The sequence below is a fragment of the Algoriphagus winogradskyi genome (assembly GCF_900182815.1).
GTDB lineage: Bacteria > Bacteroidota > Bacteroidia > Cytophagales > Cyclobacteriaceae > Algoriphagus > Algoriphagus winogradskyi.
Genome location: NZ_FXUA01000006.1, coordinates 1 through 16,410, shown reverse-complemented (window position 1 = coordinate 16,410; position 16,410 = coordinate 1). Strand labels below are relative to the sequence as shown.

At 40.1% G+C, this 16,410-nt stretch carries 16 protein-coding genes; 6 read left to right on the top strand and 10 right to left on the bottom strand.

What is annotated here, in order from left to right:
• The first annotated feature begins 86 nt into the window (after positions 1 to 86).
• From bla to QOL76_RS14865, 5 genes are all read left to right on the top strand, one after another.
• Positions 87 to 821 (top strand): subclass B1 metallo-beta-lactamase, encoded by a 735-nt coding sequence (gene bla, locus QOL76_RS14885; protein WP_283413768.1) that lies wholly within the window; start codon positions 87 to 89, stop codon positions 819 to 821.
• Positions 822 to 917: 96 nt separating this feature from the next.
• The gene (locus QOL76_RS14880) at positions 918 to 1,640 is read left to right on the top strand and encodes a 3-ketoacyl-ACP reductase (RefSeq protein WP_283413767.1); all 723 of its coding nucleotides are present in this window, start codon (positions 918 to 920) and stop codon (positions 1,638 to 1,640) included.
• A 106-nt stretch (positions 1,641 to 1,746) separates the two neighbouring features.
• Positions 1,747 to 2,646, top strand: a complete 900-nt coding sequence (locus QOL76_RS14875) for an NAD(P)/FAD-dependent oxidoreductase (protein ID WP_283413766.1) — start codon at positions 1,747 to 1,749, stop codon at positions 2,644 to 2,646.
• A 214-nt stretch (positions 2,647 to 2,860) separates the two neighbouring features.
• Positions 2,861 to 4,153, top strand: coding sequence for a parallel beta-helix domain-containing protein (locus QOL76_RS14870; protein ID WP_283413765.1), 1,293 nt, complete (start codon positions 2,861 to 2,863; stop codon positions 4,151 to 4,153).
• Positions 4,153 to 5,250: an SO2930 family diheme c-type cytochrome gene (locus QOL76_RS14865; RefSeq protein WP_283413764.1), complete on the top strand. Its 1,098-nt coding sequence runs from the start codon at positions 4,153 to 4,155 to the stop codon at positions 5,248 to 5,250. The genes QOL76_RS14870 and QOL76_RS14865 overlap by 1 nt, the downstream gene beginning before the upstream one ends.
• Before the next feature lie 256 nt (positions 5,251 to 5,506).
• Here QOL76_RS14865 and QOL76_RS14860 read toward each other — a convergent pair whose 3' ends face one another.
• The 5 genes from QOL76_RS14860 to QOL76_RS14840 form a co-directional block, all read right to left on the bottom strand.
• Positions 5,507 to 6,100, bottom strand: coding sequence for a porin family protein (locus QOL76_RS14860; protein WP_283413763.1), 594 nt, complete (start codon positions 6,098 to 6,100; stop codon positions 5,507 to 5,509).
• A 70-nt stretch (positions 6,101 to 6,170) separates the two neighbouring features.
• The gene (locus QOL76_RS14855; RefSeq protein ID WP_283413762.1) at positions 6,171 to 7,241 is read right to left on the bottom strand and encodes an alanine racemase; all 1,071 of its coding nucleotides are present in this window, start codon (positions 7,239 to 7,241) and stop codon (positions 6,171 to 6,173) included.
• A 1-nt stretch (position 7,242) separates the two neighbouring features.
• Positions 7,243 to 7,683 carry a GNAT family N-acetyltransferase gene (locus QOL76_RS14850; protein WP_283413761.1) on the bottom strand — a complete coding sequence of 147 codons (441 nt, stop codon included), beginning with the start codon at positions 7,681 to 7,683 and terminating at the stop codon, positions 7,243 to 7,245.
• Entirely contained in the window at positions 7,680 to 9,116 is a 1,437-nt protein-coding gene (locus tag QOL76_RS14845; RefSeq protein ID WP_283413760.1) for a sodium:solute symporter family protein, read from the bottom strand. The genes QOL76_RS14850 and QOL76_RS14845 overlap by 4 nt, the downstream gene beginning before the upstream one ends.
• 373 nt (positions 9,117 to 9,489) lie before the next feature.
• Positions 9,490 to 11,220, bottom strand: a complete 1,731-nt coding sequence (locus QOL76_RS14840) for an FAD-dependent oxidoreductase (RefSeq protein WP_283413759.1) — start codon at positions 11,218 to 11,220, stop codon at positions 9,490 to 9,492.
• A gap of 115 nt (positions 11,221 to 11,335) precedes the next feature.
• Here QOL76_RS14840 and QOL76_RS14835 point away from each other — a divergent pair, with 115 nt between their 5' ends.
• Complete coding sequence (locus tag QOL76_RS14835; protein WP_283413758.1) at positions 11,336 to 11,593, top strand: hypothetical protein; 258 nt, start codon at positions 11,336 to 11,338, stop codon at positions 11,591 to 11,593.
• Here QOL76_RS14835 and QOL76_RS14830 read toward each other — a convergent pair.
• From QOL76_RS14830 to QOL76_RS14810, 5 genes are all read right to left on the bottom strand, one after another.
• Positions 11,548 to 12,084, bottom strand: coding sequence for a hypothetical protein (locus tag QOL76_RS14830; RefSeq protein ID WP_283413757.1), 537 nt, complete (start codon positions 12,082 to 12,084; stop codon positions 11,548 to 11,550). The genes QOL76_RS14835 and QOL76_RS14830 overlap by 46 nt on opposite strands.
• 882 nt (positions 12,085 to 12,966) lie before the next feature.
• The gene (locus QOL76_RS14825) at positions 12,967 to 13,494 is read right to left on the bottom strand and encodes a hypothetical protein (RefSeq protein ID WP_283413756.1); all 528 of its coding nucleotides are present in this window, start codon (positions 13,492 to 13,494) and stop codon (positions 12,967 to 12,969) included.
• Between the two features lie 113 nt (positions 13,495 to 13,607).
• Positions 13,608 to 14,357 carry a YqjF family protein gene (locus tag QOL76_RS14820; protein WP_283413755.1) on the bottom strand — a complete coding sequence of 250 codons (750 nt, stop codon included), beginning with the start codon at positions 14,355 to 14,357 and terminating at the stop codon, positions 13,608 to 13,610.
• A gap of 162 nt (positions 14,358 to 14,519) precedes the next feature.
• Positions 14,520 to 15,266, bottom strand: coding sequence for a DUF2310 family Zn-ribbon-containing protein (locus QOL76_RS14815; protein ID WP_283413754.1), 747 nt, complete (start codon positions 15,264 to 15,266; stop codon positions 14,520 to 14,522).
• A gap of 164 nt (positions 15,267 to 15,430) precedes the next feature.
• Positions 15,431 to 16,120 carry a hypothetical protein gene (locus QOL76_RS14810; protein WP_283413753.1) on the bottom strand — a complete coding sequence of 230 codons (690 nt, stop codon included), beginning with the start codon at positions 16,118 to 16,120 and terminating at the stop codon, positions 15,431 to 15,433.
• Positions 16,121 to 16,410 lie beyond the last annotated feature (290 nt).

Below are 16,410 nucleotides of genomic sequence, written 5' to 3'. Positions count from 1 at the left end.
GCTCTACAAATCCCAGTTTATGAAAATAGGCTGGGATTTTGTTTTGAATAAACATGTCATTTACTTTCACTTATTGCTTTCAATCAATGAAATCCTTTGTTTTTTTCTTCCTATTGTTTTTCCGGATCTCAGTTCTTTTTGCCCAAGAAAATTCTTTTGTCTACAAATCCGAGACTCTACAAATCGAACAGATCAGCCCAAACACCTTTGTTCATATTAGCTACCTAAATACCGATGATTTTGGAAAAGTGGCCTGCAATGGGATGATCGTAATCAATGAAGGGGAAGCACTGGTTTTTGACACGCCAGCCAATGAGGAAGCAAGTTTAGAATTGATTAACTGGCTTGAAAACGATCAGAAAACAGTAGTCAAGGGAGTAGTTGCTACACATTTCCATTGGGATTGCTTGGGAGGGCTGGACGAGTTTCACTCCAGAGAAATCCCATCCTATGCCTCGGACCAAACCATAGCATTGGCAAAAAATGCAGGATATCCGCTTCCTCAAATTGGTTTCAAAAAGAGACTTAATCTTCAAGCTGGAAAAATTAACGTGATAAATCAATTTCTGGGGGAAGGGCACACGAGAGACAATTTTGTGTCCTATGTTCCTTCCGACAAGGTGCTTTTCGGAGGCTGTATGATCAAAGCGCTAGGAGCCGGAAATGGCAATTTAGAAGATGCTAACGTCGGCAAATGGTCAGCCACAGTGCTAAAAGTTAAATCAACTTTTCCGGAAATTATTATTGTGATTCCAGGGCATGGCAAAATTGGTGGGACGGAATTGCTGGATTATACGGAAGAGATGTTTGAGAAGAAATAACTCGAACATTTTAAGATTGTAAAAAGAAATATCCCTCCCGCTGAACTCAAATCCCTGCCAGCTGTTTTTGTATCTTATATTGATTAACACAAAACCATGCAATCACTACAAGGAAAAGTAGCGCTGATCACTGGCGCAGGAAAAGGATTAGGAAAAGCAATTGCTTTGGCGCTGGCAAATGAAGGAGTTCATCTGGCGATATTATCCAGGACAGAATCAGATTTATTACAGGTTAAGGAAGAAGTCGCCTCAATCGACTCCTCGTTGAAAGTCGCAATAGCTGTCGCTGATCAATCTGATTTTTCAAGCATCAAAACCGCTATTGCTTCTTTGATCTCGGAACTCGGAGTTCCTGATATTTTGGTAAATAATGCCGGAACTGGCAAGTTTGGGAAATTCCTTGATCTGGAAGTAAGTGAATGGGAAAATATCGTAAAGGTGAACCTATTCGGAGTTTACTATGTGATTCACGAAGTACTTCCGGGAATGCTGGAGAGAAAATCTGGAGATATTGTAAATGTGTCTTCTACCGCCGGACAGAAAGGTAATGCGATGACTAGTGCTTACAGCGCATCCAAATTTGGATTGAACGGATTGACAGAATCATTGATGATGGAAGTCAGAAAATCAGATATCCGCGTATTCAGTATGAGTCCTAGCACTATTGCCACTGACTTAGCCATGGACAATAATCTGACGGATGGAAATCCGGATAAAGTATTGCAGCCGGAAGATTTTGCGGAGTTGCTTGTAGCCCATTTGAAATTGCCAAAAAGAGCATTGGTGAAAAACGTGGAGTTCTGGTCAACGAATCCATAAGAAAGACCGGGTTTTATACATAAATTTTAAGCTTTCATTTATGCAACATTATTGCATAAATGAAAGCTTTTTTTACCTTTGCCCATACAACAACTTTTCAAGCGGAATGAGCACATTCGATGTAATAATTATAGGTGGAAGTTATTCAGGTCTTTCTGCTGCTATGACACTAGGCAGATCTCTCCGAAAAGTTTTGGTCATCGACGCGGGCAAACCATGCAATCGCCAGACCCCTCACTCCCATAATTTTTTAACACAGGATGGAAGTACTCCCGCCGAAATCTCAATTATAGGTAAAGATCAGGTAGCAAAATATGATACCGTAACTTTTCTTGATGGAATGGCAGTCGAGGGAAAAAAGACTCATTCAGGTTTTGAAATCAAAACCGGAAAAGGAGAACTATTTGAAGGTAAAAAGCTGATTTTCGCTAGTGGAATAAAAGACATTCTTCCGCCAATCCCAGGTTTAGAAGCATGTTGGGGCATTTCTGTCATCCATTGTCCATACTGCCATGGATATGAAGTCAGAAACCAACGAACGGGTATTTTGGCAAATGGAGAATTCGGTTTTGAGTTTGGTAAAATGATTACCAATTGGACCAAAGATTTGACTTTGTTCACCAACGGAAAATCTACACTCACCAAAGAACAAAAATCTTCACTTGAGTCCAAAAATGTCAAAACCCTCGAAACTGAAATTGAAGAAATCCAGCATCAGGAAGGGCAAATTCAATGTATCAAATTGGCAGATGGGAGCTCAGTTTCCTTAAAAGCGTTATATGCCAAACCCAATTTTGAACAAAATTCTTCGATCCTTGCAGCCCTTGGCTGTGAGCTGAAAAGCAATGGATATCTGGAAGTAGACCAGCTTCAAAAAACGACTGTTCCAGGAGTTTTTGCTTGTGGAGACAATACCAACATGTTTAGATCAGTGGCATTTGCGGTATCATCTGGAACCATGGCTGGTGCTGCTTGTAATAAGGAATTGATTGACGAAGAATTTTAGATTTACCAATCTTAAGCATTTAACAGTAGTTCTCAGATTGCTAAAGCGGTGCTTCGATAAACGAATAATCATGGTTAATTCGTTTGGTACAAGTATTAATTGATTGCTTTATTGATTATTAACAAGTCATAATTCTATTTTTTGACAAAAGTCAAGGCATAAGCTTCCCCATGTCCTTAGCTTTGAAGGAATTATTTCAATCAATTAACGCCCCATGAAACTACTTGGATACCTCGCACTTGTTAGCATTACAATTATTGGATTTAGCTGCAGCAGCTCCTCTAATGAACAGACTTTTGACAGTTCTGAACTTCCTAGAATGACTCAGGAGCAAACGGAAAAAGTCATTGAAGATTTTATCATGGCTGAGGATGGGGCGACGATTGAGATCCCTGGTGGATTCTATGAGTTGAATACTCAGCTGATTATTGACAATAAGTCAAATATCACAATCAAAGGAGCTGGGCTGATGGAAACAGTTCTCTCCTTTAAAAACCTTACTACGGGAGGTGAAGGCATCAAGCTAGTTGGAAATAATATCACAATCCAAGATCTCACAGTAGAGGATGCGCCTGGTGATGGAGTCAAAGTGCAGCATACAGATGGAATTACTTTTCGTAGGATCAACGTCACCTGGACGAATGGAGACAAGTCTAAAAACGGCACTTACGCGATCTATCCAGTGCAATGCAAGAACGTGATGATCGACGAAGTAATCGCTTCCCACTCCCGGGATGCAGGAATCTATGTAGGTCAGTCTGAAAATATCGTAGTAAAGAACTCTCTTGCCTTCGGAAATGTGGCCGGAATAGAAATCGAAAACTGTGACAATGCAGAAGTTTTTGGAAATGTAGCACGTGATAATGCAGGCGGAATTCTGGTTTTCAACCTTCCAGGTTTGCCAAAAGCAGATGGTGCTAAAACAAAAATCTACGATAACGACATCATCGAAAACAACCATGAAAACTTTGCGACTGCCACTGGCGAAGGAGCAAATGGCAATACCGTAACGATGATTCCTCCCGGATCTGGCGTTATCCTTTTGGCAGCAAAAGAAGTGGAAATCTACAATAACCGCATCCTTCGCAACAAGACTACGGGGGTGGCTATTGCCAGCTATCAAATCACTGGTTTCCCAAGCGAAGCCCCAAACTGGTCACCTTTTACCAGCGACATTTACATTCATGACAATGAATATGACCGTACAAAAGGTTTCCCAGATCTAAGCAGGGAACTTGGGCAGTTGATCAGTATCTATAATGCCCATGGCAAAGCCAAAACACAGGACATTATTTACGATGGCATTTGGGATGAGTCGATCAGCAAGGATATCTCCACCAATCCTATGAACATATGTCTGTCAGAGAAAAATATGAATGACCTTCTTTTCACTAGGTTTGATCTTAGCGAAGGAGAAGATAATATCAAAGCTTTTGCAGATGTGACCCCATTTCAAAATTGCTCTGCTCCAGTAAAAACCAATGTTGCCTCTTTAGCTGAAATGTAATGAGAAGTAGTTCCATTTTCTGGGGAGTCCACCTTTTTCTAGCGATCACGATTTTCATGGTTGCCTGCAAAACCGAGCCCAAAATCAATAACGAAGATCCTGTGCCCGAAAAAGAATTGGCAGATGGAAATTACCCCTATGGAAGGCTTTCGACCTACGGATTCTTTACAGGAGAGTTAAATGAGTTATCTCCAATAAAAGACGTGCTTCCTTACAAACCTGCCTCTTCGCTTTTTACTGACTACGCACTCAAAAGTCGCTTTATTTTCTTTCCGGAGGGAGAAAAAGCCACTTTGACCTCAAATGAGTTTGATTTTCCAAAAGGCACCATTTTAATCAAGAATTTTTATTATCCAGTAGACTTCAGAAAACCTGAAGGTATCCGAAGAATTATTGAGACCAGGTTACTGATCAATGAAAAGAATGGTTGGGTAGCCTATCCATACATCTGGAATGAAAGTCAGACGGAAGCAATCCTAAAAGTAGTAGGAGGACAAATGGAGGTTTCATTCACCGATGCTACAGGGAAAGACCAGGTAATCAATTACATCGTTCCTAACAAGAACCAGTGTAAAACATGCCACAATAAGAATGAGACTCTGGCTCCAATTGGCGTAAAAGTTCAGCATTTAAATAATGAGCTGGAATACAGTTCAGGAGAGTCAAATCAACTCGCTCATTGGACAGAACTGGGAAAACTAGAGGGTTTTGAGGGGAAGAACGCTCATCCTGCGATGATCAATTACGAGGACAAAAACCTTCCTCTGAATGACAGGGCAATGGCATATTTGGATATTAATTGCTCACATTGTCACAGCGCAGAAGGCCCTGCCAGTACCTCTGGGCTTTTTCTTACTTACGATCAAACGGATCCAAGAAAACTTGGAATTAATAAAATCCCCGTTGCTGCGGGCAATGGCGCAGGAACATTTGATTTTGACATCGTTCCAGGCAAGGCTGATGAATCCATTATTACTCATCGTATGAATTCCACAGAAGTCGGAATCGCAATGCCTGAACTTGGTAGAACGACTGTCCACAAAGAAGGTGTTCAGCTGATCAAGGATTGGATAAATGGGATGAAGGAAGCCCGATAACCTATGGCAGATGCAGGGAACCCGTTGACTATAAAAATTTTTAAATGCTTTTCTATCTTCTTATTATAAGACAGAAAATTCATTGACGGCAAATCGGACGGAGGAAATTAGCCTTCTCTCACACCGACCGCACTGAACATTTCCTATTCCAAAGCTGCGAACTCTACGTCCCCTTTTTGATCTTTTCGGTTAAAAATCACCAAAAAAAATGCCTCCGATTTAAAGTCGGAGGCATTTTACATTACTAAATTATTCCTTAGAAAGTATAGCCAGCGGATAATTTGAATCCTCTGTTGTACACATCTGCATCACTATCCTTGAAAATCGGAGTTAACCCCAAATCATAAGATGCCTGTACATTAAATCCTTTGGGTAGATTATATCCTACACCCATCGCTACTCCAAAGTCTGTTTCTTTGATCGCATCAGAGTCATAGGAAATCGTGTTTCCAAAGAAATCCCCCTCAAATTTTGAATTGAGTAAGAAGGAAATTTGCGGTCCTGCGAAAATATTAAAGCCTTCTGCAGGATAAAGTCGGAAAAGTACCGGCACATCCACATAGCCTAAAATCGCTCGGCTGTCTGCAAAATCATCATTTTGAGTCCCTTTCACAGAGTAATACACACCTGGCTCAAGAGCTAGACGATCCGTCATAAATAACATTGTGTATCCACCTACATGGAATCCTACACGATTGGTGTAATCATTTTCGGAAACATCATCCCCGCTAAAATTGAAAAGACTGGCTCCACCTCGAACTCCAAATCCACCTGGTTTTTCTGAGGATTGTGCTTGAGAAAGTTGGACCATTCCTAGTCCAAGGGCGATAAATAACACTACTTTTTTCATAGTCAAATACTGGTTGGTTTTCCCAACTGTATTCCCACGACCATGCCAAACGATTTTTCAGAACCAATTTCTAGATAACTTTCTTGTCTATGTAATCCGAATTTAGCAGGCTAAGTGCACCCATATACTTCATATCGAAATTCAAGGTATCACCAACTTTATACCCCTGCGGGTTTTCGCCCAAATTGATAATTAACATATCAGAACTACCTCCCAAAATCTCGTAATTCCCATCAGCAGGAATTAGGTATTTTGGATCTACATCCAGCAAACCTATATCAATGATTGCTCTAAAAGAACTTTGTCCATACAGCGTTTCATCTATCTCAGCAGTCTCTCCTTGTGGGTTAGCTGCCAGATTACCAACGGGTAAAAGCGGCTTTTCCTGCATTTCAATGATTTCCGCATGCAGTTCAAACACATCCCCGTTCATTCCCTCGATGACTTTTTCCTCAAACAAATCAAGACCAAAATATAAGGTCTCTCCTACCCTGAAATGATTGATTCCTTTCGGTAATTGATGAGTCAGCATCAATGGAATGGTGACTGATGTACCAGCAGAAACCCAGGGTATTTTCTTGTTGAATTTTAGCTCAATAATCTGCTTGTAGAGTGACAGCTGTATGAGCTTATCGGTGGATGGCATTACCCCATTTAGGCAATTCAAATTCGTCCCTAAGCCTATTATTTCAATGTTTGGAAGGTGGAAGATTTGGGAATAAAATTCCACTAATCGCTCACCCATTACTCCTTCGCGAAGATCTCCCGTCTCCACCATGATGATAATCTTGTGTTTCTTATCCTGCTTCACGGCTTCCTGACTTATCCAACGGATAGTTTCCAACTCACTATTCAAACTGACGTCAGCAAACTGAACCATTTTACGCACGTATCTTTTGGATACAGGCTTGATGTAAACAGTCTGTAGATTGGGATCTAGACCTTTAGCAATTTCGAGATTTCCAATCCTGCTGTCGTGAACCTCCTTTACTCCAAGGTCTATTAATTCCTGGAGAAAAAGTTTGTTACCACAAAGCAATTTGGATACGACACCCCAGGAGATGTCGCTTTTTGCAAAGGTCTTTTTGAGAAACTCAAAGTTCTCTTTGAGCTTAGCTCTATTTAATGTCAGGTAAGCCATTTCACTTAGTCAACCTCATTTCAAGGTACTTGTTTGTAAAGCCGATTCTTTCATACAATTTCTTCGCAGGATTGTCTGGTTCCACGTGCAAAGCGATAGAGCCATTAGCCATTTTAATAGCCATATCCATGATTTTTCCGCCTATTCCTTTACCTCTTTGGGCTGCATCTACGGCAATATAAACCAGGATATTTTCAGGAATATAACCCGACATACCTGTTTTATTCATGATAAGTGCACCTAGGATTTTATCATTCTCCCTCGCCATTACTACAAAACCACCGGCATGTAGACTTTGGTCTAAGGCATAGTCCAGACACTTCATAATATCTTCCTTTGGATCACCATACTGACCGAGGTGGACAAAAAGGAAATCTGCGATCTCATTTTTTTGTAAATAAGTCGCATTATCAATAGTAGATAGAGTTTCTAGTTTGATCATATAGATTTTAACTTTGAACTGTTATTTTTTTCGAAATAAATCACTGACAAAAACGTCAGCAAAGAGAGCGTGAGCCCAAATAAATTGGCATCTAAGCCAAAAGGAAGTGACACTTCGGTTATAATCAAACCTGCAGTCAAGGAACCTCCCGTAATCATAGATGCAGTGGCTGCTTTTGCACTGGTCTGATTGAAAAACAAACCTGCCAGCACCGGCACTAAAAGCCCAGAAACCATAAAAGCATAGGAATATAGCATCAAACTCAAAACTTCCGTCATCTGCCAAGCAATAATAATTGCTACTATTCCAATTGCCAAAGTGAGCAACTGAGAGATTTTCATCTCTTCTTTAAGAGATTTTGAAGTGTAATATTTTCCAAGAATGTCGGTAGTCAGGTTTCCCGAAGCTGCCATCAGACAGGAATCTGCCGTAGAAAGCACTGCTGAAAAATAGGCTGACATCATCAATCCTAAAATACCAGCCGGTAAGATCTGGCTCAGCAAAACCGGAAGCCCCATTTCCGGATCCATCGCGGTGGTAAACCCCTCCAATGCACCCTGCTCTACGGCTACTCTGGATAGTAAACCCAAAGAAACCCCTAAAAGTGCCATAATAGGCCATTCAAATAGTCCGGCGATAAACCAAGCCTTCTTTGCAGACTTTACATCACGCGCGGCAAAAATCCGCTGATAAAGCGTCATACCCACAAACCAAATCGGGATAATCGTGATCCCCCAATTCGCAAGATCCTGCCAAGTCAAATTAGTAAATGAGAAAAACTCCTGGGGCAAAGTGCTCTGAATACCATCCCAGCCACCTACATAATTGTAAGAAATAGGGATTCCGATAAACATCAAACCTGCCATCAAAACAATCCATTGTATCGTATCGGTATAAATAACAGCCTTCAGTCCACCCATCACGGTATACACAACCGCAACTGCACCCATGATCAAAAGCGCATAGGAAAGATCAAGCTCTTCGAAAGTTCCTGAAGCGAGCTTGGCACCTGCCAATAATTGTGAGGAAGTAAAACCAAGATATCCGAGAAAGCAGATTACGGCTGCAACTTTGGCGGTGGTGGAATTGTATAGATGACCGATGATCTGTGGAAAGGTAAAAAACTTAGCAAATGCTGGGTCGGACTTTACTCGTGGAATCAATACTACTGCTGCGAGCCAAGCGCCCAAAAGTCCTGTAAAAAGCATCCAGGAACCAGACATTCCCATCACAAATCCCAAGCCACCAAGCCCAATGGAGAAACCTCCTCCTACGTCAGTCGCTACAACCGAAAGCCCGATATGCCAATGGCCGATATTCCTTCCGCCCACGTAGTAATCCTCCTGACCTGAGTTCTTCTTCATGTAAAAATACCCCACTCCCAGCATAGCCAGCATGTAGGCGACAAAGATCCCCAGTTCTATATAACTCATATCTAATTTGTATTTGTGACAAAATCTTCTTAAAATATAATTTTTCAAAGTTAAGCATAAAGGCTCACATTCAAAATTTTAATTGGTTTTAAGAGGTGTTTTGATCTTTCAGTGCAATTACGAATTGGAATAGTATAAAAAAACGTACAGCCAACTTAAAATCGCCAAACCGAAAAAGCCGACTCTCACCGGCTTTTTTCATTCTTTATCAACTCATTTTTCAATTAGACATTTTCTCTTTTCACAGAAGCAGAGAATTACTCCATGTCAATTAAAGCGATAGTACCAAGGAGATTCCCTAATGTCCAAATATACTGTGGCATCTTTAGGGACTTAACAGGAACCGAAAAGCGTGTTCAACTTTCAGTATTTATCATTCCAAAATTTGACCTAAACGGATCAATTCCTCTCTAATCTTGGTATAATCTATATTTTGAACCGGCTTAATTTCATCAACCGCCATACTGGCAATTACTGCCGAACTTTGACCCAGAACCATAAAAACAGGCTCCATACGAATTGATCCAAATGCAATATGCGATGCACTAAGGGAGACTGGAACCAGTAGGTTAGTACATTCCTCTTTTTTCGGAACAATAGAGCGATAACTAATTGGAAAAGGAGCCTTTACATGAGCCTCTACATTGCCCTCATTGGATACAAACCCATCGGAATTCACATAACGCTTCACATGATGGGAATCCATCCCATAGGCTGCCATTCCAATTGGATCACTCACCACCTCCATTCCTTCGCAGTTTTTTTGAGTCATTACATAGTCACTGATCATGCGTCTAGCTTCCCTAATGTACAGCTGTTGCTGCCAGCCGTCTTCACGCTCATATTCATCTTTGCAAGTTCCCCATTGGGACACCTTCTCTCTTACTTTAGCTGGAATACGGGGATGATAAGCTAAAGTCCACATGAGACCTTGCTGATACTGTCGATGGCGCTCTACAATTTCTTCACGTTCTTCATAGGAAGCTTCGGGATAGTCCCAGTTTTGACCTATAAAATCCGTTGAAAACCCCTTTTGATTGTTCGTGTCAGTTTTTCGGTTGGGCATTGCTGAATTTATCCAAGGTACCAAGGGATCACCATACGAATACATCTCTTCTATAGGACCATCTGCCGCTTCATAATTACGAAAAAGTAATTCATAATCCAGCTCCTTGTAATTCTCAGGTTTGGCAAATGGTATTCGATTGTCTGGATGGTCAGTCAGCGTCATTCGGAAGCAATAAGCCTGAATGCGATTATCTCCTTCTCCATCTATTCCAGGTCCACCTCCGGTAATAAAAGGAAGGAGGCCACTCTTAGGATCTCCTTTGACTATGTAAGGATCTACACCCTTGATGAAGTTATGGTAAACACTATTATTTGAAACTGATCCCAGGAGCGTTTCACTCTTATCGTTGGCTTGTACACCATTCAACGTTTCTCCATATTGAGAATTAGCCTCTCTGCCTACTGTATAAGACACGCCCGCACTTGCCAAAAGATCCCCTTCATACGTCGCATCTATAAAAACTTTCCCTTGGTAGGTTTCTCCCGATTCCATAGTAATGGAAGTAATTTCCCCTTCGAATTTGGCAACGCCTGTAGCTCTATCAAGCCGCTGCTTATAGATGATGGTAATAGCCAGATTTTCAAGCATATTATGATAAACTTTCAGCGCGGCGGAAGGCTCAAAAGTCCACATCGCATCCTCATCCTTGCCTGAGCGAGTTTGCCCCCCATCTACATAGTCAGATCTAGCTTGCCACACCCAGTTGGTGGAATCCTGGTAATGAGATTTTATATTTCTGTAAAATTCCCGGGCTATTCCCCCAACTACCTGCTTATTCCCAATATCAGTCTGTCCAAGACCGCCAGTGGTAAGCCCGCCTAAACGAGTACTCGGTTCAATAAGTATGACAGACTTCCCCATTCTTGCCGCTTGAATGGCAGCAGATAGGCCCGCAGAAGTTCCTCCGTAAATCACAATATCTGCTGACTTAGCACTCGCGTTAGCGTCATCAACTATACTGCTTTTGTTAGTACAAGAGGCAAACCCACATATCACTAAGAGAAGAATGGCAGATGTTATTTTTGATAGTTTCATTTATACTACTATTGAAATCCATTTATGTTTTCGCTAAAATACTGAATGTACAAGCCAAACCTACTAGTTGCGCGAATGCTCAGCCAATACTATACAGCCTTGCGAAATGCCAACTATGCTCCGAGTAATTTTCGGGTCTGTCGCTGTTGAACCACTAAGTCTGGCGCTGAATGAATTTCAACTTGTATATTTCTTTGATGAAAGCTACTTGTTAGAGTTAATTGGCTGGATTCATCGTAAAGGTGAGGATCCAGATGATTTTAATGCGGATTGGAAGTCAGGAAAATTGCTAGTAACGTTTGGCTATGAGCAGATGGGCCTCATAAGTTACTTACCTGTCAGCTTAGACCAAAGTTTTTTAAAAGTATTATAGTTTTGTTTATCACTGTCCGCCCGCTTGCTTATAGGTATTGTTGGCGCCAGAAGTTCTTCTTTTTTTAATATTCCGTTCCAGTTAACTGTAACTCGCTCAGTCGGCACATTTTGGTTAGATTCGAGTTTTTCACCTTCATTGTCCAAGCTTATTACAGCACTCATTTTATCTTCTGGATTGTCTTTATAATACCTGAATGCTTTAATTATTTTCTCTCCTTTCTTTTCTAGTCCGATGACTATTTCCCCGCTTATTAGCTCTTTAATGCTTGTCAAGGCAAGTTGTATAGCTTTTTGTCTTTTTGTGTCTTCATCTTTATCATCATAAATATAGGTCTCATAGTGATGATGATCAAAGTCGGTGAATATGGTGATTTCTTGGTCGTTAATGTCAAAAACTACATCTCCAAATTTAGGATTGTCAGGTGAGACTGAGAAACAAAAGTTGTTAGGATGCATTAAAGGCTCTCTAAACTCAATTCTGTTCTTCAAGTCGGGAAACCATTTTCTGAATAGTCGTAAACAGTCCTTTTGTAATTGGTTTGTGGGTCTATATTTCGGGTTGTCTTTCAAGTCTTTATTCAATTGGCGCCAACGGTTCGGGTATCAAACGTAGGGCATTCGAAGCACGTAACTGTCCGCCCGAAACCAAGCTTGCTACAAGTGCAAAAGTTGCAAGTAAAAGTCCACCCGACATAAGCTATATGCGTTGTTGCACTAAACCTGCGGTAGTTTCAAGAACAGCCAAGAAGCGGTAACTTTTTAGAACATTCATTAACTCTTATTAATCATGAAAAAAAAAGAAAACCATCCTCCAGGCTGCCTGTTCCAAGATAGCTGGATTTGCTGAACTATTAGCCAAGTTTGAGCAGAAAGTTGTCGTCGCCGGCAAAAGCAAAAGCACCCTATCAAACTATGCCAGACATCTGGCAAAACTGGCTATCCATTTCAATGAATTACCAACCGAAGTGGACCCTGACCGGATCAACGATTTCCTGCATCTGGTCAAACGAGGACCACCAAAAACCGTCTTTTCCGCTCTCACAAACCAATTTTAGTTCCTGGTTTTACTCGGGCTACCTGCCCGCCGCAGGAGGGGGAAGCCTATGCCCATGCAATAAAAAAAGCCTTTCCAAAAGGCATTGGAAAGGCTAGAAACAACAATACTTTTTTTGAATCGATACCGAATCTACTCGTAGGTATTACTTTTTAATCTAATTGGAAACCCCACTTCCTTCAAAAAATCCTGACTCAATCCCCATAAGAACCTCTCCGGTTCTCTCGACACGCTACGCTCTCGGGACAGGCAGTGCAACACCGGTTTCATCGTTCGTGCTACGCACGTGACGAAAACCTAGTTGTTGTGTGGCGTTTTTATCTTTCTATTTTATTCATTTTAATTGTATCAACAGGGTTTCTGAAGCCTATTAAGTTGTCTTTTTTGTCAATAGTCATTGTTAGTGAGTCTGCTTTCAAAATCCAATTACCGTTTTGATTTTTGCAAGTGCCATCCAAGAAGCCCCAAGAAGAGCCTGGTCTTAGGCTGTAAGTCATACTAAATTCGTCACTATTTTTCCATCTAATTAAGGTATATGTTGTATCAGCCTTGTTGAACTCCCAACTTTCTAAAGTTCTGTTTTGGTGTCTGTCAATTCCTTCACCAAATAGATAAAACATCATAATCGAAGCAATAACAGAGTTGATAAAGAATACTCTTGAATTTTCTTTCTTTTTCGTAAAGAATAGCACTGCTGCAATTATCAAATTCAACACAAAAACAAACGGAACTAGAAGAATAATTCCAATAGACACACTTGGGTCAGGGTCCATTTGGTAAACCCACAACCAAATCAGTCCAAAGTCAATGACTGTAAGTCCTAATATTTTGTATAGTGTCTTCATTTCAATGCCACAACGGTCTCGGATATGAAATGTAGGGCATTTTGAAGCTCTTAACTGTCCGACCGAAGCGAACTTGGTTAAGAGCCGAAAACTAGCGGAAACCACTATCTGCCCTATGTTTTATACCCATCGTTGTAGCCAGTTTTTTTATTTTTAATTTTTCCCCAAGCCAAAACTTTGACTCCTCTTGAATAATGAATTTTGTTTGGTTTTTCGTTTATTAATTTTTGAAATCTGGGATAATTCAATTCCAATTTTTGTATGTCAATTTCGTTAATTGGCCATTCCAAATGATGGATTTCAAATTCGTTTATGGAATCGTCTGTGTCTTGGAAAAGAGCATATCTTTCAGTTAGCCATTTGTCCAGTTCAGTTTTTTCTTTCAACTCCTTTCCAATCGTAAATTCAATGTCAAGCCTGTCGTTAAATTCCGAATTTCTGGATTGATATTTTTTGTCGGTCCGCTTAATTTCTGAAAATCGATACGGAAGTTCCGAAATTCCCTTTGCGACTTTACAGGACAGTTTTTTTCCGCCCTCAATGCTCAAAAAATATACTCCAGTCTTGTTAGTCGATCTAACATAAGTCCGAATATTTATTTCATCAAAATCCGATATTGGTGGAAAAGAAGGCAGGTTTTTCGGTCTTATCTTTTCCATTGTAAAGGCAACGATTGAAATCCACGGTTTACCATCAAAAAGGTCAATTACCAATTCTTTGGGAACAAGCTTTTTTAATTCGGTCAAGTCTACTTGATAATTAAGAAATATTGCATTATTCCACTCTTGATAGAATTTCCAACTGCCAGTCGGAATCTCCCATGGTCTGTGTTCTGTTTTGCTTAATATTTCTTGGTTTGTCATTCGTTTTTTTCAAATTGGCTACAACGGTTGGGCGCTTGGCGAAGAAGCGGATTTCGAAGCACTAAACTGTCTGCCAGCACTGAACTTGATACGAAGCACAAAGCTTTATTTAAGCACTGAACCCGCTTTTTTGCCAAACGCCTGTTAGCACCAGTTGTTTTTCTATTTGTCGCCATAATCAAATATTGTGTTACAGGTCTTACAAATTTTGTTAGGTCTTTTCAGACCAGAGTCAAAACCTTTTTGTCCACAAACTAAGCAAGTATGATTGTCGTCAGGCTCCTCAACAAAGTAGCTTATGTAAACAGGAAGTTTGAAATAGTCTGAAAGTTGTTTTCTGATTTTTTCTCCTTCTAAGTTTAGTTTTCCTTTTTTATAATTCGTTAGCTCTTTGTAAGCTTCTTTTTCAAAAAGTCCACTTTCAAGCCAACTGGAGTAAATTCTTTCGTGTTTTGTCTGCCAGTCTTCAAGTTGAATTTCAAGCGGTATTCTGGAATATGAAATTTGTCCAAAACAGTTGCTACAAGTCAATTCGTCAATAAACTGTAATGAACGTCCTTTTAAAATGTAAAAGTCAGACTTGTCGCACCCGCAATTCGTCACATTGTCAACTTCAATAATAACGTCTCGTTCTTTGAGTGTCTTAGGTTTCTCAGACAGCAGCTTGACAAACTTAGTATACCAAAACTCTTTTACTTCTATATTCTTGTTCCAGTTCTTGAACGAATAGTTGTCACGAAAAATCACAATCAACTCTAAAATGTTTTTTTCTCTTCTTAATTCACGGGGTTTTGGAAAAATCAAATTCTGTCTATAAAGAGTGGCTGATAAACCAATAAATTCTTCTCCTGTCGATTTGCTGTCAACTAAGGTTAAAAGAATTTTTGCTGGAAATGGTTTGTCTGTCATTTTATAATTTTAGGTCGTGCTGTATCGTCCTCACGATTGGTGCTAACGGTTTGCATATGGCTTGTGGCGGTTTTGAAGCACTTTCCTGTCCGCTGAAACCAAAGTTGGTAACGGAGCGAAAACCATGATGGTGGCCGTTCACCCGCCATAAGCTATATGCTTTGTTAGGGCACGTTTTTATTTTTACAGTTGGAGCCAAATAAACAAATTATTCGTCCTTTAAATTTTGTCGTGTCAACATTGCTTTTCAAGCGATCAATAAATTTTAAAACTTCATTGTTTGAATAAGAATACGACATATTCATCCAATAAAGTTTGTTGTCGGAAGTCATAACGTAATCGTTCGTAGGACTTAGTCTCCATCTTGTGAAGTCGTCACTGTCAGGTGCATTAATTGAGTCGTTCATAGAAGTCTCCAATTTTGTTACAACCTGTTCAAGCTGTTCCTTTTTGTTGTAATTGACTTCGACTATGTAAATCCTTAGTTTTTTCTTTGTGTTGGGTTCAAAAAGATAGTGTCGAACAATTCTTTCCGAACTGTCTTGATAAAGTAGCCAAAAAATTCCGTGTCCTTTTGTGAAGATTTCAGGATTATCAGTCTTGAAGTTGAATGTGTCAGATTTTAATTCGAGAGAATACTTTTCATCTTTCAGTACTTTCAATAGAGAGTCAGCTTCTAACTGAAATCTATTAATGTCAAATTTTTTGATCTTTGGTTTGACTGGTTTTTCAATTTTCAAGGTGTCATTTGAAATTGAATTTATGTCAACTGCTTGTTTCGTCTTCTCTTGTTGCACATTGTCAGTACAATCTAAGAGTAAAAAGCAAATCATTATATAAAGTATCGTCTTCATTTCAAATGTGCCCTAACGTTCTTGCTATGCGCAGTGCGGGATTAAAAAGCCGAAACTTTCCATCTGGCACAAACGGTAGCCAAAGCTGCGTTTTGTGTTTTTAAATTTATTCAACAAAAACGTCAAACCGGAGCTTTGGCGGGCTAAAATCACCGACCTTTCGTTTATTCCTTCAGCCCGCATTGCGTATAGGTTTTGTTGCACTAAACCTGCGGTAGTTTCAAGAGCAGCCAGAAAGAGGTAACTTTTTAATTCATTCTTAACCTCATATCAATCATGAAAAAAAAAGG